Here is a 26,098-nt window from a genome sequence, read left to right as displayed (position 1 = left end):
CCCCCCTCAAGATGAGATATCCCATCGCAAGAGTAAGACCCCTTGAAGACGACGAGGTAGATAGGGCAGAGGTGGAAGCACAGTAATGTGTGGAGCTGACTGTCACTAATAGGTCGAGGGCTTAACCAAGACGGTTTAGGAAATACAGAAATACGGATGATTCAATGTGCAGTTTTGAAGGTATATGAAGAGAGGAGAGCTGTGTTCCAGAGATGGAACATGGCTTTTTTTGTGTTATAAGGTGTTACAAAATGGTGTTTTGGAGCAAGGCATAACTGGACTGGTTAAAATAATAAAAACTGGATATTTTCACAATACCATTTATGCGTATAATGTAACCATCGGACGCACATCAATCCCGGGAAAAGAAAACGATGCGCCGGAGAAAGGCGAAGAGAACGATGAAAGAGAACAGATACGAACTGAACAAACAGCTGGCACAGATGCTCAAGGGTGGAGTAATTATGGACGTGACGACACCGGAGCAGGCAAAAATCGCTCAGGAAGCCGGTGCATGTGCAGTCATGGCACTTGAGAGAATCCCGGCGGACATTCGCGCCGCAGGCGGAGTTTCCCGCATGAGTGATCCGGGAATGATTCGGGGCATTCAGGAGGCGGTCAGCATTCCTGTTATGGCGAAGTGCAGAATCGGTCATTTCGTGGAGGCACAGATTCTCGAAGCGATCGAGATCGATTACATCGACGAGAGCGAGGTGCTGACCCCGGCAGATGATGTGTATCACATTGACAAGACACAGTTTAAAGTTCCGTTTGTCTGCGGAGCACGCGACCTCGGTGAGGCGCTCAGAAGAATCGCGGAGGGCGCATCGATGATCCGAACAAAGGGCGAGCCGGGAACCGGAGATGTCGTTCAGGCAGTTCGCCATATGCGTGCAATGAATTCCGAGATTCGCCGTGTGCAGAGCCTCAGAAAGGATGAGCTTTTCGAGGCAGCAAAACAGCTTCAGGTTCCGCTCGATCTTCTGACCTATGTGCATGAGAACGGCAAACTTCCGGTTGTAAACTTTGCGGCAGGCGGAGTTGCAACTCCGGCAGATGCAGCACTGATGATGCAACTCGGAGCAGAGGGCGTCTTCGTCGGTTCCGGAATCTTCAAATCCGGCGATCCGGCAAAGCGTGCGAGTGCGATCGTACAGGCCGTGACGAATTACAAGGATGCCAAGCTGATCGCAGAGCTCTCGACCGGACTCGGTGAGGCGATGGTCGGAATCAATGAGCAGGAAATCAAGATCCTGATGGCAGAGCGCGGAAAATAAGATAGAACTTCAGGTGGAATTTCAGGTAGAACTTACGCACCGGGGAAGTTGGCAGGCGAATGCCAAAACAAGTGACAAAGGAGTGGCAAAATCATGACAGTAGCAGTGTTGGCTCTTCAGGGAGCATTTGCAGAACATGAGGAAGTGCTGGAGAGACTGGGAGTCGATCATTTTCAGATTCGCCAGAAACGCGATCTGGAAAGACCGTTTGACGCACTGATTCTTCCGGGCGGGGAGAGCACGGTCATCGGAAAACTCCTTCGCGATGAGGGTATGTTTGAGGACGTGCGGACGAGAATTAAGAATGGACTTCCGGTCTTTGGAACGTGCGCCGGAATGATTCTTCTTGCGGAAAAGGTCGAGGGCGGAGTGCCCTGCCTTGGAACGATGCAGATTCAGGTAAAACGAAATGCCTACGGTCGTCAGCTCGGCAGTTTCTACACCGAAGAAGTGTTTGGAGAAATGAAAGAGCCAGTGCCGATGACATTTATCCGCGCCCCTTACGTTGAGAAGGTTTGGGGAAATGCACAGGTACTGGCTGTGGTGGATGGTCACATCGTGGCGGTGCGCCAGGGAAATCAGCTTGTCACAGCGTTTCATCCGGAGCTGAATCAGGATGTTCGGATTCATGAGTATTTCCTGAATATGGTCGCTTCTGCCGGTAATATTCCGTCCAATACTCTGAGCAAAGCCGGATGAACTCCTTAAGCGGTTTACTCAAGTAAGAACGCTTGGAGTAGCAGAAAGCGACATCCCAGTGAGGATGAGACGGAAGCGAAAACAAGCTGATGTCGTTTCGCTCAAGCGCGTAAAATTCGGGGATAAAGCCACAGCAGAGTCCGGAGGACACAAAGTAGGCGATGCTTCCGGCATTTGAAGTCTCGAAGAGAACATTTGGTGTGATGCCTGCCTCCCCGAAGATTGCATCCGTCAGGAAACGACAGCTCGATCCCGGATACATCAGAACAAATGGTTCCTCTTGAAGCGCGGAGAGCGCGATCTCGGGAATTTGACCGGGAGTTCGAGAGATCGATTTGCTCAAGGGATGGGTCGTCGGAAGTGCGACGAAAATCTCTTCTGAGTAAATCGTATGGTAGTTGCTGTTAATTTTCTGGCTGTCTCCGATCGTGAGAAAACCGAGATCGAGTTTTTCGTCGGCGATCAGAGACTGCTGGCGGTAACTGCTCATCTCAATCGGAGAGATCGAGACACCCGGAAATTTTTCCAGAAACTTCGGATAGACATGGGTAAACATGCGGATGCCACGGCCCGGAGCGATTCCGAGGGTGAAATGTCTCGATTCGCTTCCGAGCACATCGGCGATCTGGTTGTAGGCGGATTCCTTTAAACCAAGGATTTCCCGGGCAGTGCGGACATAGATTTCCCCGACTTCCGTGAGTTGCCAGTTGTTTCGTGTGCGGAAAAAGAGCGGTGCGCCGAGATCTTTTTCCAGTTTCAGGAGTTGCTGATTCAGCGCAGACTGGCTGATAAAGAGCTTTTCCGCCGCCCGCGATACATTTTTTTCATCTGCAATTTTTACGATATATTCAAGTTGTTTTAAGTCCATAATAATCTGATACTCTTTTCTGATTTTTATTATCTTTTTTCAGGTTTTTTCCTTTTTTTATTCTTTCAGGTTTTCGTTTTTTACTCTTTGTTTCAGGTCTTTTGTTTCCTTCTGAGACCTTCAGAACTTCTTTCAGAACGCTTTCATTTTTTCTTTGTCTCATCACGTTTTTTCTCCTTCAACTATATCGAAAAATGCAAGAAAAAGTCAAGTAAATCCATGTATTTTCCCTTGTATTATCGGTTTTTCTAATACCCGTATTAAAAGGATATATTTTACATCAAATTTGATGTGAGATATAATCAAACCATACAAAAGGTCAGACGCAACGAGCTTGAGAGTCGAAGAAAAAGACAGTTGCGTTTTACGAAAAAAGGAGGAGTTGAAATGTCTGCACCGCTTTACATTAAGGTAAAACCGCAGGATAACGTCGCAATCGCGGTTCATGACATCCCGCAGGGAACTGAAGTAATGCCGGGTATTCATGCAAATTGTGACATTCCGCAGGCACACAAGATTGCCCTGCAGCCGATTCCGAAGAATGAGCCGATCGTTCGTTATGGCGTTGTTCTCGGATACGCAAAAGATGACATCCAGACCGGAGACTGGATCAATGAGCATATGGTGATTCTGCCGAAGAGTCCGGCACTTGATGATATGCCGTATGCAACCCACATTGTGCCGAAGGAGGATCTCCCGGAGCCGACTGTTACGACTTGGATGGGTTACAAGAACGAGCATGGTCCGGCAGGAACAAGAAACCTTCTCGGAATTATGACGACCGTACAGTGCGTGGCTGGTGTTGCAAAGGTTGCCGTTGAGAGAATCAAGAAGGAACTGCTTCCGAAGTACCCGAATGTGGATGGTGTTGTTGCGGTCACTCATCCATACGGCTGTGGTGTTGCGATCAATGCGCCGATGGCATACATCCCGATTCGTTCCCTTCACAACATCATTCATCACCCGAACTTTGGCGGTGAGGTCATGGTTCTCGGTCTGGGATGTGAGAAGCTGACTTATGAGCGTCTCATGGACCCGGAGGACATCACTCCGGAGAACTGCCTGACGATTCAGGAGTGCCACGGACATGATGAGATGATGAATCAGATCATGGCAATGGCTGAGAAGAAACTGCAGAAGCTGAATCAGCGTAAGCGTGAACCACTTCCGTTAAGTGAGCTTGTAATCGGTATGCAGTGTGGCGGTAGTGATGCATTCAGCGGACTGACTGCAAACCCGAGTGCCGGATATGCGGCAGATATGCTGGTTCGCGGTGGTGGTACCGTGATGTTCAGTGAGGTAACTGAGGTGCGTGATGGCGTTCATATGCTGGCAGCACGTTGCGTCAACAAGGAAGTTCGCGATCGCCTTGCTCAGGAGATGAAGTGGTACGACGACTATCTTGACGAGGGCGGTGTAGACCGTGATGCAAACCCGACTCCTGGTAACAAGAAGGGTGGTCTTGCAAACATCGTTGAGAAGGCAATGGGATCGATCGCAAAGTCCGGTACTTCCCCGATCGTCGAGGTAACGGGTCCTGGTGAGAGACCGACCAAGAAGGGTCTGATCTACGCAGCAACTCCGGCATCCGACATCGTATGCGGACCGTCTCAGATTGCAGCAGGTATCGGCTTACAGTTATTCATGACTGGTCGTGGAACCCCGTATGGTCTGGAGATCGCTCCGGTTATCAAGGTATGTAGCCGTAACGAGATGAAGGACAACTGGTTTGACATGATCGATATCTCCGCAGGTCAGGTTGCAACCGGCGAAAAGACGATTGCAGAAGTTGGAACCCAGATCTTCAACTACATGATCGATGTTGCTTCCGGACGGAAACAGCCTTACAGCGATCAGTACGGATTCCACAACGACATGTGCATCTTCAACCCGGCACCGATAACCTGATGAATGATCGGATGATCGGATTGCGGATAGATAAATATTTGAAGTGATTTTGTAACAGTTCAGTATCTTCGCAGTTACATGATTTTATAAAATTTAAAGACAGCTGATTTCATGGACATCCCCACATTTATGTCCGGAAATCAGCTGTCTTTTTGTATGATAGGAATTGCGAAAATATCGGTGTCCGTTTATAATGGGGAAAGCACATTGTTTGATGACATGCAGAATCATAAGAGAAAAGCAAATTTATAAGAAAATAAGAAATGGAGGTTTCAAATGGCTGAAACAGAGAAAAAAACGCCCGTCTATGTGGAAGACAGCTTTTCAGAGACTTGCTCTGCGATTTCCAGCGGAGTCATCACCTTTTTTCTGATGTTGATCACAACGGTATTTCCGCTGATCTATCACAATTCCTATATCGATATTCTGGAGACGAAATATAAGGCGTACTACATTCCCATGCTTGCGATGCTCGGAATCCTTCTGGTTCTTGGGCTTGTCATGATGCTGATTGATTTTAAGGAATGGGAAGGAGAGCACACGAAAGAGCTTTTTTCCAGGTTGAAACCGAAGAACTGGAAGGAGACGTTCTGTATCGCAGATGTGGCAGTTCTTTTGTTCTGGGTGATTGCTCTGATCTCAACGCTTCAGTCTGACTACTTCTACGAGTCGTTCTGGGGAAATGAGGGTCGTTATTCCGGACTCTTTCTGCTGACAATCTATGTGGTTGTCTACTTTGTCGTGAGCCGTTTCTGGAAGGTGCAGGGATGGATTCTCCAGCTCTTTCTGATTTCCGGAATGATCATGTGCGTGATCGGAATCACCGATTACTTCCAGCTCGATCTTCTGGATTTCCGCGGAAAGATCAAACCGGAGCAGTCGACGATCTTCACCTCAACCGTTGGAAATATCAACACTTACACCGCCTATGTAGCGATCATCATGGGATTTTCGGGTGCGCTTTTCACACAGGAACAAAACCGTTTTAAGATGATTTGGTACTATGTCTGCATGACGGTATCGTTCTTTGCGATTATTATGGGATGCAGTGACAATGCCTACCTTGCAATCGGTGTGATGTTTGCGTTTCTGCCATTTATGGTGCTGAAGAGTCGTCGCGGAATTCTGCGCTATCTCGTGATGATTTCGACGTTTGTGACCGTGATTCAGTGTATCGACTGGATCAATCAGGCATTTGTCGATATCGTCATCGGTCTTGACAGCCTGTTTGGAATCATCTCAAACTTTAAGGGACTTTTCCCGGTCATGATTCTGCTCTGGGTGCTGACTGCGCTCTGGTACTGGTTTATGGTTAAGGGCGTGCAGAATTCGGACGAGTTTGCGCCGGGAAAACTTCTTAGACGAATCTGGGGAGGACTTCTGATTGCCGGAGCTGTGGCACTGATTTTCATGATCTACGATGCAAATGTGGGCGGAAACGGTGCGCGCTACGGCAGTCTGGCGGACTACCTTGTCTTTAGCGATAGCTGGGGAACGAACCGAGGTTATATTTGGAAGGCATCCTTCCGTATGTATCAGAAACTCAAGCCGATTCACAAGGTGTTCGGTTTTGGTCCGGATACCTTTGGTATCATGACGACCGACAAGATCATGGCAGAGATGATCGATGCGACGGGTCAGATTTTCGACAACGCGCACAATGCTTATATCCAGTATTTTGTGACAATCGGACCGATCGGAGCACTCGCCTATGTGATCTTTCTGATCTCCGGAATCGGCAGGATCACGAAGAAGCGTGCGCGAAATCCCTATGCGCTTGCATGCGCCGTAGCCGTGCTCTGCTATGTATGTCAGGCGATGGTCAATCTGGATCTCCCGATTGCGACCCCGATGATGTGGTTGCTGATGAGTGCCGGAATGGGGATTGCAGGAAAACGCAAAGGAAAATAAATCTGCCAGATATTAATAAAAAAGTAAATAAAACCTCAGAGTTTCCTAAAAAGGTGAGGTTGCGTTATTATTTACAGAATGATATACTGTATTGAGGTTTCCTGGGCTTTTCGCAGGAAAGATGCAATGGAAGGTTAGATAGAAAGAAAAGAAACATTATGAATAATTTTGAACAGTACAAAAGACTGATAAAGGTCGGATTTTCGGTGGTCCTGATTGCACTGCTTACAGGAGTATACGGAATGATCTGGACAGGCTGGTATAACAAAATCATCTGGGCCCCGTTTTTCAGGCGGGGCAACTGGATGATGATTTTTATTTATGGACTCCTGCTGGTGTTCTTCATGCAGACATACGGCGGATTCAAAGTAGGCCAGCTCAAAAAAGGAAATCTGATTTATTCTCAGATTCTGTCTGTGATTTTTGCAAATATTGTTACATATTTTCAGATTTCGGTACAGCATAAGCACTTTATCACACCGCTTCCTCTGGTTCTGGATGTAGTGGTTGGAGCGGTTGTAATTCTGGTCTGGACGCTTCTGTTCCAGTGGTTTTACAACAGCATGTTTCCGCCGAGAAGAATGCTCCTGATTTCCGGAGAACATTCGGATTATCATCTCGTGGAGAAGATGAATGCCCGAGAGGATAAGTACATGATCAGCGAGATCATCAGCTACCGCGTCGGGATGGAGCGTTTGAAACAGGAGATCGCCAAGTATGACGGAATCATCGTCGGTGATATGCCGTCCCATGAGAGAAATCTGATTATCAAATATTGTTTTTCACAGAGAATCCGTACATACAGCGTTCCGAAGATCTCGGATATTCTGCTTCGCAGTTCTGTGGAGCTGAATCTCTTTGATTCTCCGCTTCTTCTGTCCCGCAACACGGGGCTTCAGATTGAGCAGGAGTTTTGCAAGCGGGCAATGGATATCGTTGGTTCTCTGATTGCTGTGATTCTGACGGCACCGTTTTTCCTGATTATTGCGATCAGCATCAAGCTGACGGACGGCGGTCCTGTGATTTACAAGCAGACGAGACTCACAAAGGACGGAAAGACATTTGAGATTTTCAAGTTCCGCACAATGATTCAGGATGCGGAAAAATACAGTGGAGCGGTACTTGCCTCGGAGCATGATCCGCGAATTCTTCCGGTCGGACGCCTCTTGAGAGCGACCCGTCTCGATGAGCTTCCGCAGATTTACAATATTCTTCGTGGAGAGATGTCGATCGTTGGTCCGCGCCCGGAACGCCCGGAGCTTGCAGAGGAGATCGAGAAGGAGATTCCGGAATTTTCCTACCGCCTGAAGGTCAAGGCCGGTCTGACCGGTTACGCGCAGGTCTACGGAAAATACAACACGACTTCCTATGATAAGCTGAAACTGGATTTGACCTATATTCGCAATTATTCCCTTTTCCTTGATTTGAAGCTGATTATCATGACGCCGAAGATCATGTTTATGAAGGAAGCAACCGAGGGTGTAAAAGAATAGGAAGAGAAATTCATAATAAAAAGTGGTAAAGATAGCAAAGAATTTAGCAAGAAATTTAGTAAGAAAACTCAGTAAGAGAACTTAGCGAGAAACTTAGCAGGAATAAAATAAGATTTGGCAAGAAGAGATAGGGAAATAGAATAGAAAACAAGCAGGAATTAAAGAATGAGAGAGACACCTGATATTCGTATTTTTATCGCCTGCCACAAGCCGACTTATGTACCGGAGAATCCTCTCTTGTATCCGGTACAGGTGGGATCGGCGCTGGCAAAGACGCATTTCGAGGGAATGCAACGCGATGATGAGGGAGACAATATCTCCGTGAAGAATCCGGAGTATTGCGAACTGACTGCCCAGTACTGGGCGTGGAAGAATGTGACCTGTGATTATTACGGCTTTTTCCATTACCGGAGATATCTGGCATTTGACGGAGTCTGTCCGGTTGACGAGCAGGGACATTTGAAGACGGGAAAAGGAAGAAGACCGTACACCGAACTGGATTCGATCTGGGAGGACTTGGCACCGTACCGCCTGCACTCAGATTGGATGAACAGTCAGATCCGTCAGTATGATTTGCTTACGGTATTTCGGGAGAGAATCAACACGACGGTGTACCGGCAGTTTTGCCAGTATCATCCGGCGGAGACTCTCGATCGGATTTTAAATATTTTGAAGAGACGCCATCCGGAATATGCAGACTCGGCAGATGCCTATATGAATTCAAAAGAGATCTATTATATGAACATGTACATCATGAAGAAAGACCTCTTTCAGACGTATATGGCATGGCTGTTTGGAATTCTGGAGGAATTTGATCAGGAAAATAGGAGTTCCGACAGGCCGTCACAGCCTCGTCTGATGGGCTACTTAGCGGAGCGTCTGTTTGGCATTTTTTATTTTTATCAGAGGGCAAACGGCGCGAAATGCGCAGAACTGCCTTATCTGAAATTTTATAACACAGAGCCGGGAAAGGAGGCGTGCACGTCCAACGTTCGGACATTTCGGCTGAAACCCACGAAATTAGAGATTAAGATTGATATGCGCAAACTGAACCGTATGTTTCCGGCAGGAAGCCTGCGGAGAGTGATCCTGCGCAGTATCTTTTTGCGATAGTAGATAGTTGTTACCGTTTGTGCAACTCATGAACGAACGGTAACGTTAATTGTAAGAAATAAAGGAGTGCGTATGAATTTATTTTTAAAACGACTTGGCGGTTTTTACAAGTACCGTTTTCTGATGGAACAGCTTGTGACGAAGGACATCAAGCTGAAGTACCGCAGAAGTTTTCTCGGATACCTGTGGAGTATCCTGAATCCGCTGATGATCATGATCATCATGGTAATTGTATTTTCCAACATGTTTCGCAACAATATTGAAAACTTTCCGGTATATCTGATTATCGGTCAGACCCTGTATAACTTTATGAGTGAGTCGACGACGCAGGCAATCTTCTCGATCACGGGAAATGCGTCGCTTCTGAAAAAGACGTATGTGCCGAAGTATGTCTTTACCGTCTCGAAAGTGACGAGTTCTTTTGTAAACACGCTGTTTGCGCTCGGTGCCCTCGTTGTGGTATTCGTTGTGTGCAGAGTGACCCCGAATATTTATTATCTGTTGATTCCGGTGATCCTTTTGCAGGAGTATGTCTTCTGTCTGGGACTTGGAATGTTGCTGGCTCAGGGATCGGTATTCTTCCGTGATATCCAGTATATTTACAACGCACTGTTGACTGCATGGATGTATCTGACTCCAATGTTCTACCCGATTACCTTACTTCCGGATGTTCTGCGCCGTCTCGTCATGACGTTCAATCCCATGTATTTTTATATTACAGAGTTCCGCCAGATTGTTCTGGAATGTAGAATGCCAGATCCATATCTGCTTGTAGCCGGAACAGGCGCAGCGATTCTGATGCTGGTGATTGGAACAGGCGCATTTTTGAGAACTCAGGATAAGTTTATTCTGTACATCTAAGAAGGAGGGGGCATCATGGCAGAGAACAGTGATATTATGATTAAAGTGACCGATGCAACCGTCCGGTTTAACATGGCATCGGAGAAGATTGATAATTTAAAGGAATATTTTGTAAAACTGATTAAGAGAGAGCTGATGTTTCAGGAGTTTCTTGCGCTCAAGGATGTAAACTTTGAGGTAAAGCGCGGAGAGGCGTGGGGACTGATCGGAACGAACGGTTCCGGCAAGTCAACGCTGTTGAAACTGATTTGTGGAATCTTAAAGCCTTACAAGGGTACGGTTGATGTCCGCGGAAGCATTGCCCCGCTGATCGAGCTCGGTGCAGGATTCGACGGCGAGCTGACGGCGACCGAGAACATTTACTTAAACGGTGCGGTTCTCGGATACAGCAAGGAATTCATGGACAGCCATTACGATGAGATCGTCGATTTCGCGGAGCTCAAGGATTTCATGAATATGCCGATCAAGAACTATTCTTCCGGTATGGCAGCGCGCCTTGGATTTGCGATTGCGACGATTGTACAGCCGGAGATTCTGATTGTGGACGAGGTGTTGGCAGTCGGAGATGCTGCTTTCCAGGAAAAGTGTCAGGAGCGCATGCACAAGATGCTCGACAACGGAACGACACTTCTGTTCGTCTCACACACGATGGCAACCGTGCGAGAACTCTGCGATCACGCAATCTGGTTAAATAAGGGAAGTGTGATCATGCAAGGAGAAGCTGAAGGAGTCTGCGACGCATATATGAATAGCTTATCTCTTTGAATTTGATTAATAAATAGCCATTCAGTATTCTGAGGTATGTAGAATGCTGGATGGTTATCTTATAATAATTGCAGAAAAATGATAAATGTTAAGGAAGGATATACGATGGAAAAGAACGGAGAAAAAAATCCAAACATCAAAATCTATGTGGTTTGCCACAAACCCTCCTATGTGCCGGAAAATCCTTACCTGTATCCGATTCAGGTGGGAACGGCTCTTTCCGGAAAGAAGTTAGAAGGAATGCTTCACGACGATGAAGGCGACAATATCTCTGAAAAGAATAAGAGTTATTGTGAGTTGACGGCTCAGTACTGGGCGTGGAAAAATGATGATGCCGATTACTATGGCTTTTTCCATTATCGGAGATATTTCTCCTTCGACCCGAATCTCGACCGCGATGATGGTTGGGGAAATATCGCCTACGATCGGATTACCAATGAGGTGATCGAGGAGCTTCGCTTAAAACCGGAGCAGATGCGGGAACTGATTACAAAGTATGATGTAATTTCCGTGAAGGGGAGACGGTATCCGCGAATTCAGGAAGGCGGAGCGCTGATGGATGTCTATCGGGAGTACGGAGTTGTTCCGTTCCAGCATCGGGGCGATCTCGACATCACTCTGAACGTGCTGAAAGAAAAGTATCCGGAATTTGCACAGACCGCGGATGAGTATATGAGGTCCACGACGGCTCATGAGTGTAATATGTTCATCATGAAGCGGGAGATCTACAAGAAGTACTGCGAGTGGCTGTTCGACATTCTGTTTGAGGCGGAAAAGCGGATTGACATGACCTGGTACAGCGTGGAAGAGTATCGTGTGATGGGGTATTTGGCAGAGCGTCTCTGCGGAATCTATTATATGTACTTAAAGAAACAGCAGGGAATCCGCTCGTTTGAACTTCCGAAGACTCTGTTTCAGGATACCGCACCGAAGTCGATCCTTGAGCCGGTGTATGAGGACGGCGTTCCGGTCGTTCTCTCTGCGAACGATCGTTTTGCCCCGTATCTCGACATCATGATCCGCTCGATGATTGCGAATGCATCTCCGAGCCGGAATTATGATTTGATTGTCCTCTATAACGACATTTCTGAGAAAAACCGGAATTTGATCACGATGGCAGGGCGCGGAAAAGAAAATATTTCGATCCGTTTCATCCGTGTCTGCGAGTATTTTGATGCGAGCAAGCTGTTTGTCGATCAGCACCTCTCGGTCGAGACTTACTATCGCCTGATCATTCCGGAGATCATGCCGAACTATCACAAGATTCTCTATCTCGACTGTGATATGGTCGCAGATCACGATGTCGCAGAACTTTACGATATGGATTTGAAGGGAGCTGTTATCGGCGCAGGAAAAGACATCGATGTTGCCGGACAGGTCAACTTAAATCAGAACGACTGGAAAAAGTATGCGACAGAGACGCTTGGTCTTGACTGTGCATTTGACTATTTTCAGGCAGGTGTGCTGATCCTTGACCTCGATGGTCTGAGAAAGACTGCGACTTCGGAGGAAATGATCCAGATGGCGTTGACGCACTCATTCCGCTGTCACGATCAGGATATTTTGAATATCATCTGTAAGAACAAAGTAACTTACCTCCCACAGCAGTGGAATACGCTGATGAACTGGCAGGAGCCGGGACGAAGCCGGATGCAGATTTTAAAGATGGCGCCGAGACAGCTGTTTGAGGAATACAGCAAGGCTCGCAAGTGTCCGTACCTGATTCATTTTGCCGGATACCAGAAACCGTGGGATGTCGTGGACTGTGACTTCGCGGAGTACTTCTGGGAGTATGCAAAGCTGTCCCCGTACTATCCGATGCTTCTGCGCCGAATCAAGCGCTGTTTCGATGATGAGGCAAACACACCTGTTTCTGCTCCGATGATTGCAAAGATGGGGGAAGATCCGGGAATGCGCAAAATCGCAAACAAACTTCTTCCGTTTGGAAGCAGACGCAGAGAATGGGTGAAAAAGGTAGTCAAGTCGATACTGGGACGATAGATGAAAATTCACATATAAGTTGAGGAAACATAAATGGAAAATAAACCAAAGATATCAATAATTGTACCGGTTTATAATGTTAGCCGCTATATAGAAAAATGTCTTGATAGTTTGGTAAATCAAACGCTGAAAGATATTGAAATTATTTGTATTGATGATTGTTCATGTGATGGAAGTAGTCAAATTATTGATTTTTATGCAGAAAAAGATAATAGAATAAGAGTAATTCATTTAGAAAAAAACTCTGGAACAAGTTATGCGAGAAAAATTGGTGTGGCACAAGCAAATGGTACATATATTATGTTTTGTGATGCAGATGATTTATTTGCGTTGGATGCTTGTCAAAGAATTTGGGAGGAAATGTCGCAAAATCCGGTTGATATATTGCAATTTGATACAGAGGTAGTATTTCATAAGAATTATTCAAACCAGGAGAAAAAAGCGCTTAAAGATGTTTTAAAACCGTATAATAAGTCATATTCTGGGGACTTATGCAAGGCATGTTTTAAAGAAGAAAAATGGAAATTTACTTTATGGAATAAGGCATATGATTCTATTGTATGTAAAAAAGCGTATAGTGAATTAAAAGATACATATATTGTAGTATCTGAGGATTTATATGCGTTCTTTTACATTAGCCTTTATGCTACGACTTATAGAGGAATCAAAGATAAACTATATATTTATAATTTCGGTATTGGTATTACAGATAATAACCGGATTAATTTTAATCAATTTAAAAAACATTGTACAAAATTAGAGGTTTTATCCGCATTGTCAGAATTTGCAGATAAGAAATCTTTAGATGAAAGCCACAGAGAGATTATTAGAATTATTAAAAATAACATAATTGAAGATATTATCTATCAATGGTATAATTGTTTATCGCTTTCAGAAGCTAGATTAGGATATGAATTGTTAATTGAAAAATTGGGTGCAAGTGCAGTTGTTTCAGAATTAGCAAAGAAATATTGGGATAATAGTGAAGAATTATTAGATAGATTAGTTAAGCGAGATAGAGAAATTTTAATAGGTAAAAAAGTTAAAAATATAGGCGTTTATTATCATCGAATGAGAAATGGTGGAGTAGAGAAAGTACTATCTAAACTGTTATTCATGTGGATAGATATGGGATATCAAGTTATCTTATTTACAGATGAGAAAGAAACAGATGATGATTATGAAGTGCCAGAGAATATTGTTAGAATTGTTTTGCCTAAGTTTTCAGACTGCCAGAAAGAAAAATATAAAAAAAGAGCTCGGTTTTGGGAGAAAATGATAAGAAAGTACGAGCTGGATACAATTTTATATCATTCTTGCACGTGTATGACATTATTATGGGATGTCTGTTTAATTAAAGGATTGAAATGCAATCTTTTGGTGGAAACACATTCTATGTTTTGCGGATCAATGTGGTATGATGCTCATTTTTCAAGCTATCTTCCACGTATTTATCGGATGGTAGATCGAATTGTTGCATTATCGCAAGTTGATGTAGGATTCTGGAAAAATTATGCGCCGACGTATTATATCCCTAATCCGATAGATGTGATACCTGAAGAAAATATGTCTGATTGTACATCAAATAATATAGTTTGGGTTGGACGATTATCAGAAGAAAAAAACCCGTATGATATGTTGGAAGCGTTTGCTATTGTATATAAATCAATTCCGACAGCAACTTTGACAATGATTGGCGATGGAGATACGCCAGACTGGATGAATGGATTGCAGGAACGAGCAAGGAAACTTGGAATTGAGCAGGTTGTTGATTTTTGTGGATATGAGCTAGAGACAAGTCCTTATTATAAAAAAGCATCAGTATTTGCGATGACATCTTTGTGTGAAAGTTTTTCAATGGTTTTAGCAGAGAGTAAGGGGCATGGTCTTCCTACGGTTATGTATGAGTTACCTAATTTGGAATTAGTTCGCGATAATAAGGGGATTATATCGGTTCCGCAGGGAGATGTATTAGCTCTTGCAAATGGAATTATTGAATTGTTAAAAGATGATAAGAAGAGAAAGTACATGGGAAAAGAAGCACGTATTAGCTTAAATCATTTTTTGGAGTTTAATATTTCAGATGCGTGGAAAGAAATATTTGATAGTTTTGAAAGAAATATAAATTATGATGTAGATAAAAATAATGTATTAATATTAGATATGTTATTTGAAAATGTATTGCGTGGTGTTAAACGTATTGAAGAACGTTCTGGAGATTGTGCATATGGGAATGCACGATATGAAGAAGTATTGAATCGTCATGAAGAAGTATTGAATCGTCATGAGGAAGTAGTAAATCGTCATGAAGCATCTATTAATCATCAATGGGAAATTCAAAAATGGCATGAAGAACGAATCCAAAAATTGGAAAAAGAACGTTCTATATTTACAAGAATAAAAAGTAAATTTTTGAGAATTTTAAAAGATAGAAAATAGATGAGAATCTGTGTTTGACAAAATTTTTGGGAGTGTATTAGGAAATTTGTTTTTTCAATACACTCCAAAAATCAAAAATTTCAGTTGAATTTAATAATAAAGTTTTTAGATGGATTTGCAATCGGAACAGGAGTATATGAAGTGAGTATTAATATTAATAAAGAAGAATGGAAAACTTGGGGGGTGAAATTGCTTTTAATAATAGCAATTTCTCTTTTTTTGCCATATACATTATTAAGTCAGTTTTTTTTAAAGCCTTTGACGGACACGACTATTCTAATTACAGATATTGCAGAAAAAAATGAAAAATCAGGTGGCACTGATGTAAGAATAAAAGATGTATTAATTAATGGAAAGCAAATTCCTTTTGATGATATGTTACAAGAGGGTGAGTGGAAGTTTGCAGATGGCGTATTAATGACTGTAAATCCGCAAACTCCTGCATATATAAGTTATTGCACAGATAATATTCAAACACTGGAAATTAATTTTCAGAAACATGATGGATCTGGAATAGTACAAATTTCTATAAATGGAAAAGAGATAAAAAAATTAGATCTTTATTCACCAGAGTGGGATGAAGTACATTTTAGTTATAAATTAAAAAATATTTCTATATATGATCATTTTAGCATATTTATAGAACTTTTAGTTGTTATTACATTATTAATTCAGATGATTCCATATTTTTGGAGAATGATAAAGGGTAAAGATAATATAAAAAAATATATTTTAACTATAGTTGGTATATATGGAATTTTGATTATTGCAACTAAAATATTTAGAGAAAGACATTTAGTAGTAGAGTGTGGAATATTAGTGGCAATTACAATTATTCTAGGGGGTGGAGTTTTAGAGTATTTTAAAGAAAAAAAACAAAAGATATGGTTTGAAATTTTAAAAGATGGATTTTGGATGCTTTTAGGGTCAGGATATATCTTTATTGCAACGGAAATCGTAGGGCAAAATAGTAATGGTATGGCAGAGCAATACGTTATAGGAAATATTGCAATTTATTTTTCGTTAATTTTAATTTTTTATATATTAACTAGAACAATGTTTGTGTCGATAATGTTAATCTCGATAGTATCATATATATTTGCTGTCGCTAATTATTTTGTACAAATATTTAGAGGAAGTCCTATTACACCTGGAGATTTTTTAGCAGCAGGAACGGCAAAAAATGTATTTTTAAATTATCATTATGAGTTTAATTGGAATATGTTTTTAGCCTTATGGATTCTTGTAATATTTTTAATTATAACGTGTCAGAATTATGGAAAAAGGCGAGATTCGTTAAAAATAGTTATGATATGGGTGATTCCGGAGGTGATTTTAATAAGTAATATAATAGCAAGTACTTTTTTTAAGCCAGAATTGGATTTGTGGAATCTTAATCATAATATAGAACAATATGGAATAGCAATGAGTTTTGTTTCAAATGTTCGGCGAATGCATTTACAAGAGCCTGAAGGATACTTTTCTGTAACTTCTGAAGAAATGATGAGAGAATTTATAGAACCAGTGGGAAGTGATAAAGGTTTTCATCCAAATATAATTGCAATTATGAATGAAAGTTTTTCAGATTTGAGTGTAGTAGATCCAGAGCTAGATAATGAAGAATATATGTCGTATTTTAATTCTCTTGATGGAAATATTGTAAAAGGAAAAATGTTGGTATATCCCATTGGTGGTGGAACAGCGAATACGGAATATGAATTTTTGACAGGAAATTCAATGTCATTTTTACAAGGAAGTGTTCCTTATCAACAATTTATAACTAGAAATGGGACATATTCTATTGCACAGATTTTGAAGGCGCGAGGGTATCATACAATTGGAATCCATCCATATGATAAAACGGGTTATAATCGATATCAGGTATATCCTAGATTGGGATTTGATGAATTTTTAGATATTGATGATTTTAGTAATCCGGATTTAGTTAGGGATCGATATATATCTGATAAAACATCATATGAAAAAGTAATTGAAGAATTTGAAAAAAACAAAGAATCAAATCAACCAGTATTTATTTTTAATGTTACTATGCAAAATCATAGTAGTTATGATACGGGGTATTTTGGCAAACAGGTTATACAAGTACCAAATCATGAAGGAGAATTTCCTAACACAGAAGAGTATTTAACATTAATAAAAGAATCAGATAATGCGCTCCCTACACTTTTAAATTATTTTAGTTCTGTAAATGATCCAACTATTATTGTATTTTTTGGTGATCATCAACCAATGGTAGAAATGGAGTTTTATGAGAGCATTGTGGGTAAGAAGTTGGATGATTGGTCTATGGAAGAAGTTCAGCGGCGTCATATTGTACCATTTTTTATTTGGGCAAATTATGACATAGAATCAGAACAAAATTTATTTATTAGTTCTAATTATCTTTCTGAGCTTTTGTTTGAAAAAGCAGAAATGAATTTAGTACCTTACCAAGAATTTTTAAAAGAAATGCGGAAGGATATTCCAGCAATGAATGGGAACGCATACTTAGATAGAGAGGGAAACTGGCATGCATTAAATGGGACTGGTTATATAGACCCAATGGGAGAATGGCATGCTGTAAATGAAAAAAATTTATTGAGAGAAGAGTACTGGAAACTCCAGTACCGGAACATGTTTGACAAAAAGATCCACTATTGACAAGCCCTGTTCTTTTTGGCATAGTGGGGAGAGAATGTTATTTTTCAGGAGGAAAAAATCATGTATGATTATCTGATAGTAGGAGCTGGTCTCTACGGCGCTGTATTTGCCCGTGAAGCCGTGAAAAAAGGAAAAAAGGTGTTGGTGATCGACCGTAGACCGAATATCGCAGGAAACGTCTATACGGAGGAGATTGAGGGCATCAATGTTCACAAGTATGGCGCGCACATTTTCCACACGAACAATAAGAAGGTCTGGGACTATGTGAATCAGTTTGCGGAATTCAATCGTTTCACGAACTCTCCGGTTGCAAACTACAAGAGAGAGCTGTATTCCCTGCCATTTAACATGTATACATTTAACAAGATGTGGGGAGTTGTGACTCCGGAAGAGGCATTTGCAAAGATTGAGGAGCAGAAGAAGGCAGCAGGAATCACAGAGCCGAAGAACCTTGAGGAGCAGGCGATCAGTCTGGTCGGAACGGACATCTATGAGAAGCTCGTGAAGGGTTACACGGAGAAGCAGTGGGGTCGCCCATGTTCCGAGCTTCCGGCATTTATCATCAAGCGTCTTCCGGTTCGCTTTACCTTCGACAATAACTACTTTAATGCACTCTATCAGGGAATTCCGATGGGCGGATACACGAAGATGGTTGCCGGTATGCTCGATGGCATTGAGGTGAAGCTGGGCGTTGACTATCTGGAAAATAAGGCAGAGTATGATGCAATGGCGGAGAAGGTGGTTTACACCGGCGCGATTGACGCTTACTTTAATTATTCACTGGGAACGCTTGAGTATCGCTCTGTTCGCTTTGAGACAGAGGTTCTCGACAAGCCGAATTTCCAGGGAAATGCCGCTGTGAACTACACCGATGCAGAGACTCCGTGGACGAGAATCATTGAGCATAAGTGGTTTGAGTTCGGCACTCAGCCGAAGACGGTGATCAGCCGTGAGTACAGTTCTGAGTGGAAGCCGGGAGACGAGCCGTACTATCCGGTAAATGATGAGAAGAACGGTGCGATGTATGAGGAGTACCGCAAGCTGGCCGAGAAGGAGAACAAGGTGATCTTTGGTGGTCGTCTTGGCGAGTACAAGTACTACGACATGGATAAGGTAATTGAGTCTGCGCTGAACATGGCAGAGAAAGAGCTGTAAATTCATAGTTAAACTCAGAATTATAAAAAGAGAGAGCTTCAAACTGACGAATCAAAACATCGTCAATTTGAGGCTCTCTCTTTTTCTGCTTCATTGAATCATAAATTGTAAATAAATGAATCGGGTCAGGCATCTAGTGAATCGAAAATGTCGGAGTCATAGAACTCCCGGATGGAGACACCGAGTGCATCCGCAATCCGGTTGATATTGACGATACCGGGGTTCCGACTTCTTCCACTGAGAATGTTTTTGTAGGTGGTCGGTGGCATCCCGGCGAGAAAAGCATTGCGGTAGGCGCTGATTCCTTTCTGTGCACAGAGCTCTCGGATTCGGCAGTTCGTGGCTTCACAGATATTCATACAGATATCCCCCTTTATTCATTATTCATCCTGATCCAGATTGTCAAAGACATCGGAATTGTAGAACTCTCGAATGGAAACACCGAGAGCGTCCGCAATCTTATTGATATTAACAATTCCGGGATTTTTACTTTTTCCATTCAGGATGCTTTTATAAGTAGATGGGGGCATTCCAGCGAGAAATGCAGTTCGGTAAGCAGTCTGTTTCTTTTCTTCACATAGTTCCCGAATTCGGGTACTGGTTGCTTCACAAATAGTCATCCGTCTCTCCTTTTTATGGTAATTTTAGGATAAATTTCCATATGAAAGGGTCGATATATCGTCCTATTTTGCGTTTTTATGTCAAAAAACTGTATAAATATTCTATAAAAATGTCTTTAATTGCAAATCCACCTGTAAATCCGCAGATTTTTGTCTGATTATAGTTACCTTGTACTTGTCTCGCTTTCTGCTCTTGAGTAAATCTTTCTCATGATGGTTTCCACATGAGGCTGGGAAAAGTTTGTGCACCGGGAAGCGTTTTGTGCGCCCATTTCTTTTAACTTCTGAGGATCGGCAATCAGCGAGAGAAGACCTTTTGCGAAACTGTCAGCATCGTCGGCTTTGCGGATCATGATACCTCCGGAGCAGAACTCGAGGTTTCCGTCTGTGTGCGATGGAGTGCCCATCAGGTCCTGATTTCCTCGAATGTCGGAACAGAGCACGGGACAACCGCATGCCATCGCCTCAAGCAGTCCCATCGGAAGCCCTTCCTGATAGGACGGGAAGACATAGAGATCACAGGACTGACAGAGATCTAAAATATCTTTTCGATAACCGGCAAAGAGGATGATGTCCGTGATGGAAAGTTTATTTGCGAGCTCTTTGAGATAGGCGTCAAGTTTTCCATGTCCGCAGATTACATAGCGGACAGACGACGGGAGTGTGCCGTCCTGTCTGAGTTTTGCGAGTGCTCTCAGGATGGTCTCGTGGTTCTTGCGTTTGATAAGTTCACCGGAAGAGAGCAGGAAAATTGCATCGTCCGGAATCCCAAGCTCTCTGCGCTTTTGAAGATTCTTTTCTTCGCTGTATTTCGGAATTCGGTTTAAGTCGATTCCGGCTCCGGGAATGTAGTCGACGTAGCGCGCATGAAAACAGCGCTTTGCGCGGTGGTAATCTTCCTGATTGATGCAGAGCTGTTGCAGGGTGAAACGTGACAGAAAACGTTCCATCGGGTAATAAAAGAGCCAGTTGATCAGCGGTGCTCCATGAAAAAAGTGGAAGCCGTGAGCCGTATAAATCACCGGACCAGTGTGGGTGTGGTGGGAGGCGAGACGAGCCATAACGCCACCCATCGGAGTGTGACAGTGAACTAAAGAAAAAGATTCTTCTTTCATAACCTGACAGAGCTGGCAAAAAATTTTGATATTTGAGGGATCAAAGGGACTGCGGACGAAATCAATCTGATGGCGGATGATTCCAGTCCCATCAAGACGGTGATTGTCATCGCCGTAGGATGGCATGTTGTAGTTTGTGGCATAATGAACTTCATATCCCATTTCCTGAAGAATCCGGACATTGTTCATCTCAAATTGAGGAACAAATCCGCTCACTGTGGTGACGAGAAGTGCCTTCTTTTTCGCATTGGTGGTAGTTGTAGTGCTCATATATGTGGAACCTTTCTGTTGTGGTTATTGATAATCGTATCGATTGTATCGCTTGTTTTTCTATTGCGCTCATTATATCATACTTTTAAAGCAAAATAAAAGGCGGGGCGCTGATTTGAAAGTTTGTGGAAAACTTGCGTGAGACTTGCTTGTGGAAAACGACTCTGATATGATGGAATCAAAGTGTTGAGGAAAAACGAGATTCTGAAAGAAGTGGGGATAAGGAAACAGAAAAACATTTGTGGAGGACAGGATTATGATAAAAAAGTGGGAAGTGTTGGAGCGGAAAACGGTTTTGAAAGATCGATGGATCGACATTGAGGCAAGCAAGTGCAGATTGTCGGATGGAACGGTGATTGAGCCGTTCTATGTAAATCACATTCCGGATTTTGCGGTGATTGTGCCTGTGACGGAGGAGGGAAAGATCGTGCTTGTGCGCCAGTATCGTCACGGGGTTGAGGAGGTTCTTTTGGAACTTCCGGCAGGCTGTATGGAACCGGGGGAGAAGCCGGAAATTTCTGCGCACAGAGAACTTGCCGAGGAGACCGGATATACAGGTGGAGACTGGGAATTCTTGTTTAAACTCTGTCCGGACGCATCGAAATCGAGCAACTATGCGTGGTGTTTTGTGGCAAAAGGAGTCAAGAAAACGCAGGGTCAGCATCTCGATGAGACGGAGGAACTTGAGATTGTTGAGATGACGATTCCGGAGGTGAAAAAGGCATTGCGAGAGGGAAAATTTGTGCAGGCGGTTCATACCGCGGCGCTCTATGCATTTATATGCGAATGCGAGTAAAATCATTGCGCATCTAGTCCCTATTCTGATTCTGGGGATGGATATACGAGTCGAGTAAAGAAAATGCCGGTGTTCAGGCTGTATATGATGTATGTATACAACCTACTGCACCGGCATTTTGTTTTGCTCTTCCTACTTATTGTTGATTATGATCTGATCTACGTATTATTTATTTCGTATCCATATCACTTGTTTCGTAGTTACTTATCCTTTGTCTGCTTCTGCTGTTTCTGAAGCTCTTCGATTTCTGCAAGATATTTCTTCTTTTCACCGAGCAGATCCCAGATCATGTCGTGCATCCAGTCGATCGTCTCCTGCTGTTTGACTGCCTCGGATTCCATCTGGGCGATGCGATCTTTATAGTGTGCCGTGACCGCACAAAACTCACATAAATTCTTCTCCGTGATAGGAGTTTCTGATTTCAAAACCTGAACGAGCATTTCAATGAAACGGGAATTGCTTGGACGTTTCTGGTTGTCAGAATCCGGTCCGCAGAAAAATTCTCTTCCGCCACTTTTCCAGATTTTCTCGATCATCGTGCGAAGATTTCTCTCCACGCATTTCAGACTCGTGTGATGGAAATCTGCGAGCTCAGGGTAAATGCATTTAGTGATGGAATTCAAAGATTCCGGGTGATCGAGAGCAATTTCGACCGCACTGATACAGAGTTTGTATCCGCTGTAATGTTCGCCGACACCGAACTGTCGGAGAAGAGTTTCTAGTTCCGTTTTTCTTTCGTACATGATAAAGCCTCCGCTTTCTGCTATTGCAATCTTATATGGTTCATATCTGGAAATCAAACAGAAGCGATCGACATTTTTCGACTGACACTTCCGGAGCATGAAGATTGCAAAAGGAATTTTTTTGCATGCTCTGAGTCTCATTAAATCAGACCGGATCTCAAAAGATGTATCATTGATGAGCTAGTTGGGGATCGCGGGAAGAATTTTGTGTGGGAAGTGTGGAAAATGCGGATAAGGGAGCGGTGTGGAAAAACCGGATTTGGAGGGATTCCTGATTGCCATGCAGAAAGAAATAAGATATAATTATAATCAGAATTAAAACGGGAACAGTCCAAAACTGTCAGGCTTTTTTTGACATTTTAGATTGTCTGCGGAACATCGATGATGAGGGGGAGACGGATGGATAAGGTATTATATGATTTAATGGATTGGGCAGGAATTGAGGAGATTGTGTACTCAGAAGCGGGAAATCCAGAGCGTCTTCTGGGACCGCATCTGACGGAAGAGGGACTGGTGATTCAGGTATTTATTCCGCGTGCAGAGGCAGTGACAGTGAAACTCACAACAGGCGGAAAAAAATATCCGATGGAACAGCAGGATGAGGCAGGATATTTTGCAGTCCGGATTCCGAGAAAGACCATGGCGAAGTATACGCTTCTGATCACCTGGGATACGGGTGCAGAGGAGGAGATTCACGATCCTTACGCATTTGGATCTCAGTACACGGAAGAGGAGAAGAAGAAGTTCTCAGCAGGAACTTACTACAACGTTTATGAGAAGATGGGCGCGCATCCGATGGTGATCGACGGAGTGAGCGGTGTCTTCTTTTCTGTGTGGGCGCCGTGTGCAATGCGTGTCAGCGTTGTCGGAAACTTCAACACCTGGGATGGTCGCCGTCACCAGATGAAACGACAGGGAGACTCCGGTATTTTTGAGCTCTTCATTCCGGGACTCCAGAGTGGAGAGATCTACAAGTACGAGATCAAGACACATCGCGGAGAGCCGATGCTCAAGGCAGACCCGTATGCGAATTATGCGGAGCTTCGCCCGAACAACGCTTCGATTGTCTGGGATACGAATCAGTTTGCATGGACGGACGATGAATGGATGGAGAAACGCGCAAAGACGGATTCTAAGGATTTGCCGATGTCCATCTATGAACTGCACCTTGGTTCCTGGATTCGCAAGGAACTCGGAGTTGACGAGAACGGACAGGAGGTAGTTGGTTCTGAATTCTACAACTATCGAGAGATCGCTCCGAGACTTGCCGAGTATGTAAAGAAGATGGGATATACTCATGTGGAGCTGATGCCGGTGATGGAGCACCCGCTTGATGCATCCTGGGGTTATCAGGTGACGGGATACTATGCGCCGACAAGCCGTTACGGAACTCCGGATGATTTCATGTATTTCATGAACTACATGCATGAGCAGGGAATCTCTGTGATTCTGGACTGGGTACCGGCTCATTTCCCGCGTGACAGCTACGGAATGGCATGTTTTGATGGAACTTGTGTGTACGAGCATCAGGACCCGAGACAGGGCTCTCACCCGCATTGGGGTACTCTGATTTACAATTATGGTCGTCCGCAGGTTTGCAACTTCCTGATTGCAAATGCACTGTTCTGGGCGGAGAAATACCACGCAGATGGAATCCGCATGGATGCAGTCGCTTCGATGCTCTATCTGGATTATGGAAAGAATGAGGGCGAGTGGGTTCCGAATATTTATGGCGGTCACGAGAATCTCGAGGCAGTGGAGTTCTTAAAGCATTTGAACAGCATTTTCAAGAAACGTGAGAAGGGAGCTGTTTTGATCGCTGAGGAGTCAACCGCATGGCCACAGGTGACCGGAGATGTGAAAGAGGGAAGCCTTGGATTTGACTACAAGTGGAACATGGGCTGGATGAATGATTTCACCGGATACATGCAGTATGATCCGTATTTCCGCAGTCATCATTACGGAGAGCTGACGTTCAGCATGCTCTATGCGTACAGCGAAGATTTCATTCTGGTATTCTCCCACGATGAGGTTGTACACGGAAAGGCTTCGATGCTCTTAAAGATGCCGGGTGAGACGTATGAGGATAAGGCAGCAAACCTGCGCACTGCTTACGGATTCATGTACGGTCATCCGGGACGCAAACTTCTTTTCATGGGTCAGGAGTTCGGTCAGATTTCTGAGTGGAATGAGAATGAGGAACTGCCGTGGAACATTCTGGAATATCCGCTCCACAAGAATATGCAGAATTATGTGAAGGCACTCAATGAGTTCTATACTTCGCATCCGGCACTGTATCAGAAAGACTTTGAACCGGAGGGATTTGAGTGGATCAATTGCAGTTCTGCAAATGACGATATTGTCGTCTTCCTGAGAAAGACGGATAAGCCGGAAGAGACGCTTCTGTTTGTCTGCAACTTTGCACCGGTGGAGCATGAAAACTTTGGTGTTGGCGTTCCATTCCATGGAAAGTACAAAGAGATCTTCAACAGTGATGCGACTGCATTCGGCGGAAGTGGAAAGGGAAATCCGAGAGTCAAGACGAGCAAGGCGGAAGAGTGCGATGAGCGTCCGGAGTCGATTGTGGTTGATGTACCGCCGATGTCTGTGACGGTATTCTCCTGCACCCCGGTAGCAGTGAAGAAGACGACTTCCACCCGCACAACAGCGAAGAAGAGCACGAAGAGTGTGAAGAGCACCGCAGAGAAAGCAGAAAAGGCAGAGCAGACAAAAACTGCGAAAACCACGAAGACCACGAAGACAGCGAAAACCGCAAAAACTACGAAAACCACAGAAACCGCAAAGGCTGTGAAAGAACAGCCGGTAGAGAAGGAACCTGCAAAGACCACAAAGTCGGTGACAGCAGAAGCGCCAGAAAAGAAAGAGGCTCCGAAGGCTGCGACGTCAGCAAAAACAAAGACGACGAAGACGGCTGAGCCGGTGAAGGCTGAAGAAAAGTCGGCAAAAGCTGTGGAAACTCCGGCTCCGGAAAAGGAAGCAGAGGCAGTAGTTGCTCCGGTGGTAGAAGAGGAAGCAAAAGCTGAGGCGAAAGTGGAAGAGCCGGTAAAGGCTGAATCAGAGAAAGAAAAGCCAGCAGAAGTTGTGGAGGCAAAAGCCGAGACAAAAACGGAGGAGCCGAAGCCTGTTGCAAAGAAACCGGCGAGAGGAAACCGTGCGAGAGCAAAAAAGAATTTAAAGAAGCACACAAAAAAGAATAAATAATAATAAGAGAAAGCCCATCCTCTCAATTTTTTGTGAGAATGGGCTTTTAAAATGCTGGATTAAATTTTTATTGCGGTTATATTTATTGGCTGTTATAATTAAAATAAGGGTGTTACCATATAACGGTAGGCGGTTAGTCCTTCAACAGAGGGACTGTGACCCTCTGATTACATAGAAACCT

Annotated in this window: 21 protein-coding genes and 1 rRNA gene; 15 read left to right on the top strand and 7 right to left on the bottom strand. The window is 43.7% G+C overall.

The genetic code is table 11. The annotated features are described in order from the left end of the window. The 3 genes from ACR0QT_RS06765 to pdxT form a co-directional block, all read left to right on the top strand. Positions 1–129: ribosomal RNA gene (locus tag ACR0QT_RS06765) — 23S ribosomal RNA — on the top strand; the annotation flags it as partial. Between the two features lie 272 nt (positions 130–401). Next, positions 402–1,277: a pyridoxal 5'-phosphate synthase lyase subunit PdxS gene (gene pdxS / locus ACR0QT_RS06760; RefSeq protein WP_432630065.1), complete on the top strand. Its 876-nt coding sequence runs from the start codon at positions 402–404 to the stop codon at positions 1,275–1,277. Positions 1,278–1,370: 93 nt separating this feature from the next. After that, a complete protein-coding gene (pdxT, locus tag ACR0QT_RS06755; protein ID WP_432630064.1) occupies positions 1,371–1,976 on the top strand; it encodes a pyridoxal 5'-phosphate synthase glutaminase subunit PdxT in 606 nt (201 codons plus the stop codon). On the opposite strand, the gene ACR0QT_RS06750 is transcribed toward pdxT, so the two are convergent. After that, a complete protein-coding gene (locus tag ACR0QT_RS06750) occupies positions 1,864–2,844 on the bottom strand; it encodes a LysR family transcriptional regulator (RefSeq protein WP_432630063.1) in 981 nt (326 codons plus the stop codon). The two genes, pdxT and ACR0QT_RS06750, sit on opposite strands and share 113 nt — an antisense overlap. Then, a complete protein-coding gene (locus ACR0QT_RS06745; protein ID WP_432630062.1) occupies positions 2,825–3,007 on the bottom strand; it encodes a hypothetical protein in 183 nt (60 codons plus the stop codon). Before ACR0QT_RS06745 ends, ACR0QT_RS06750 begins: the two co-directional genes overlap by 20 nt. 224 nt (positions 3,008–3,231) lie before the next feature. Between ACR0QT_RS06745 and garD the strand changes: the two genes are divergently transcribed. Then, entirely contained in the window at positions 3,232–4,752 is a 1,521-nt protein-coding gene (gene garD / locus ACR0QT_RS06740) for a galactarate dehydratase (RefSeq protein WP_432630061.1), read from the top strand. A gap of 127 nt (positions 4,753–4,879) precedes the next feature. Here the strand turns inward: garD and ACR0QT_RS06735 are convergent, their stop codons facing one another. Next, entirely contained in the window at positions 4,880–5,041 is a 162-nt protein-coding gene (locus ACR0QT_RS06735; RefSeq protein WP_432630069.1) for a hypothetical protein, read from the bottom strand. Here ACR0QT_RS06735 and ACR0QT_RS06730 point away from each other — a divergent pair. The 9 genes from ACR0QT_RS06730 (at position 5,029) to glf (ending at position 19,151) form a co-directional block, all read left to right on the top strand. Next, positions 5,029–6,663 (top strand): O-antigen ligase family protein, encoded by a 1,635-nt coding sequence (locus ACR0QT_RS06730; RefSeq protein ID WP_432630060.1) that lies wholly within the window; start codon positions 5,029–5,031, stop codon positions 6,661–6,663. The two genes, ACR0QT_RS06735 and ACR0QT_RS06730, sit on opposite strands and share 13 nt — an antisense overlap. 158 nt (positions 6,664–6,821) lie before the next feature. Then, positions 6,822–8,156, top strand: a complete 1,335-nt coding sequence (locus tag ACR0QT_RS06725; protein WP_432630059.1) for a sugar transferase — start codon at positions 6,822–6,824, stop codon at positions 8,154–8,156. A 165-nt stretch (positions 8,157–8,321) separates the two neighbouring features. Continuing rightward, on the top strand, positions 8,322–9,269 hold the full coding sequence (locus ACR0QT_RS06720) for a DUF4422 domain-containing protein (protein ID WP_432630058.1): 948 nt from the start codon (positions 8,322–8,324) through the stop codon (positions 9,267–9,269). 72 nt (positions 9,270–9,341) lie between these two features. Further along, positions 9,342–10,130 (top strand): ABC transporter permease, encoded by a 789-nt coding sequence (locus ACR0QT_RS06715; protein ID WP_432630057.1) that lies wholly within the window; start codon positions 9,342–9,344, stop codon positions 10,128–10,130. Positions 10,131–10,145: 15 nt separating this feature from the next. After that, complete coding sequence (locus ACR0QT_RS06710) at positions 10,146–10,895, top strand: ABC transporter ATP-binding protein (RefSeq protein ID WP_432630056.1); 750 nt, start codon at positions 10,146–10,148, stop codon at positions 10,893–10,895. A 105-nt stretch (positions 10,896–11,000) separates the two neighbouring features. Further along, positions 11,001–12,896, top strand: coding sequence for a DUF4422 domain-containing protein (locus tag ACR0QT_RS06705; protein ID WP_432630055.1), 1,896 nt, complete (start codon positions 11,001–11,003; stop codon positions 12,894–12,896). Positions 12,897–12,929: 33 nt separating this feature from the next. Beyond that, positions 12,930–15,335 (top strand): glycosyltransferase, encoded by a 2,406-nt coding sequence (locus tag ACR0QT_RS06700; RefSeq protein ID WP_432630054.1) that lies wholly within the window; start codon positions 12,930–12,932, stop codon positions 15,333–15,335. Between the two features lie 141 nt (positions 15,336–15,476). Beyond that, entirely contained in the window at positions 15,477–17,996 is a 2,520-nt protein-coding gene (locus ACR0QT_RS06695) for an LTA synthase family protein (RefSeq protein WP_432630053.1), read from the top strand. A 60-nt stretch (positions 17,997–18,056) separates the two neighbouring features. Then, entirely contained in the window at positions 18,057–19,151 is a 1,095-nt protein-coding gene (gene glf / locus ACR0QT_RS06690) for a UDP-galactopyranose mutase (protein ID WP_432630052.1), read from the top strand. A 125-nt stretch (positions 19,152–19,276) separates the two neighbouring features. Here glf and ACR0QT_RS06685 read toward each other — a convergent pair whose 3' ends face one another. The 3 genes from ACR0QT_RS06685 to ACR0QT_RS06675 all read right to left on the bottom strand — a co-directional run bounded on the left by ACR0QT_RS06685 (position 19,277) and on the right by ACR0QT_RS06675 (position 21,156). After that, positions 19,277–19,510 (bottom strand): helix-turn-helix domain-containing protein, encoded by a 234-nt coding sequence (locus ACR0QT_RS06685; protein ID WP_432630051.1) that lies wholly within the window; start codon positions 19,508–19,510, stop codon positions 19,277–19,279. A gap of 21 nt (positions 19,511–19,531) precedes the next feature. Next, entirely contained in the window at positions 19,532–19,771 is a 240-nt protein-coding gene (locus tag ACR0QT_RS06680; RefSeq protein ID WP_432630050.1) for a helix-turn-helix domain-containing protein, read from the bottom strand. A gap of 164 nt (positions 19,772–19,935) precedes the next feature. After that, positions 19,936–21,156 carry a glycosyltransferase family 4 protein gene (locus ACR0QT_RS06675; RefSeq protein ID WP_432630049.1) on the bottom strand — a complete coding sequence of 407 codons (1,221 nt, stop codon included), beginning with the start codon at positions 21,154–21,156 and terminating at the stop codon, positions 19,936–19,938. 256 nt (positions 21,157–21,412) lie between these two features. Here ACR0QT_RS06675 and ACR0QT_RS06670 point away from each other — a divergent pair, with 256 nt between their 5' ends. Then, on the top strand, positions 21,413–21,952 hold the full coding sequence (locus tag ACR0QT_RS06670) for an NUDIX hydrolase (RefSeq protein WP_432630048.1): 540 nt from the start codon (positions 21,413–21,415) through the stop codon (positions 21,950–21,952). 200 nt (positions 21,953–22,152) lie between these two features. Here the strand turns inward: ACR0QT_RS06670 and ACR0QT_RS06665 are convergent, their stop codons facing one another. After that, positions 22,153–22,695, bottom strand: a complete 543-nt coding sequence (locus ACR0QT_RS06665; protein WP_432630047.1) for a sporulation initiation factor Spo0A C-terminal domain-containing protein — start codon at positions 22,693–22,695, stop codon at positions 22,153–22,155. A gap of 399 nt (positions 22,696–23,094) precedes the next feature. On the opposite strand from ACR0QT_RS06665, the gene glgB reads away from it, so the two are divergent. After that, a complete protein-coding gene (gene glgB / locus ACR0QT_RS06660) occupies positions 23,095–25,917 on the top strand; it encodes a 1,4-alpha-glucan branching protein GlgB (RefSeq protein ID WP_432630046.1) in 2,823 nt (940 codons plus the stop codon). Positions 25,918–26,098 lie beyond the last annotated feature (181 nt).

Origin of the sequence: Brotaphodocola sp. (genome assembly GCF_050873365.1) — a bacterium.
In the GTDB taxonomy this organism is placed as follows: Bacteria; Bacillota; Clostridia; order Lachnospirales; family Lachnospiraceae; genus Brotaphodocola.
Note: the sequence above shows the minus strand (reverse complement) of the source record. Positions and strands in the feature narration are given on the sequence as shown.

Bases quoted from the DNA above. Each gene is read 5' to 3' on its own strand.
- pdxS (WP_432630065.1), top strand. From the start codon at position 402: ATGAAAGAGAACAGATACGAACTGAACAAACAGCTGGCACAGATGCTC.
- pdxT (WP_432630064.1), top strand. From the start codon at position 1,371: ATGACAGTAGCAGTGTTGGCTCTTCAGGGAGCATTTGCAGAACATGAG.
- ACR0QT_RS06750 (WP_432630063.1), bottom strand. From the start codon at position 2,844: ATGGACTTAAAACAACTTGAATATATCGTAAAAATTGCAGATGAAAAA.
- ACR0QT_RS06745 (WP_432630062.1), bottom strand. From the start codon at position 3,007: ATGAGACAAAGAAAAAATGAAAGCGTTCTGAAAGAAGTTCTGAAGGTC.
- garD (WP_432630061.1), top strand. From the start codon at position 3,232: ATGTCTGCACCGCTTTACATTAAGGTAAAACCGCAGGATAACGTCGCA.
- ACR0QT_RS06730 (WP_432630060.1), top strand. From the start codon at position 5,029: ATGGCTGAAACAGAGAAAAAAACGCCCGTCTATGTGGAAGACAGCTTT.
- ACR0QT_RS06725 (WP_432630059.1), top strand. From the start codon at position 6,822: ATGAATAATTTTGAACAGTACAAAAGACTGATAAAGGTCGGATTTTCG.
- ACR0QT_RS06720 (WP_432630058.1), top strand. From the start codon at position 8,322: ATGAGAGAGACACCTGATATTCGTATTTTTATCGCCTGCCACAAGCCG.
- ACR0QT_RS06715 (WP_432630057.1), top strand. From the start codon at position 9,342: ATGAATTTATTTTTAAAACGACTTGGCGGTTTTTACAAGTACCGTTTT.
- ACR0QT_RS06710 (WP_432630056.1), top strand. From the start codon at position 10,146: ATGGCAGAGAACAGTGATATTATGATTAAAGTGACCGATGCAACCGTC.
- ACR0QT_RS06705 (WP_432630055.1), top strand. From the start codon at position 11,001: ATGGAAAAGAACGGAGAAAAAAATCCAAACATCAAAATCTATGTGGTT.
- ACR0QT_RS06700 (WP_432630054.1), top strand. From the start codon at position 12,930: ATGGAAAATAAACCAAAGATATCAATAATTGTACCGGTTTATAATGTT.
- glf (WP_432630052.1), top strand. From the start codon at position 18,057: ATGTATGATTATCTGATAGTAGGAGCTGGTCTCTACGGCGCTGTATTT.
- ACR0QT_RS06685 (WP_432630051.1), bottom strand. From the start codon at position 19,510: ATGAATATCTGTGAAGCCACGAACTGCCGAATCCGAGAGCTCTGTGCA.
- ACR0QT_RS06680 (WP_432630050.1), bottom strand. From the start codon at position 19,771: ATGACTATTTGTGAAGCAACCAGTACCCGAATTCGGGAACTATGTGAA.
- ACR0QT_RS06675 (WP_432630049.1), bottom strand. From the start codon at position 21,156: ATGAGCACTACAACTACCACCAATGCGAAAAAGAAGGCACTTCTCGTC.
- ACR0QT_RS06670 (WP_432630048.1), top strand. From the start codon at position 21,413: ATGATAAAAAAGTGGGAAGTGTTGGAGCGGAAAACGGTTTTGAAAGAT.
- ACR0QT_RS06665 (WP_432630047.1), bottom strand. From the start codon at position 22,695: ATGTACGAAAGAAAAACGGAACTAGAAACTCTTCTCCGACAGTTCGGT.
- glgB (WP_432630046.1), top strand. From the start codon at position 23,095: ATGGATAAGGTATTATATGATTTAATGGATTGGGCAGGAATTGAGGAG.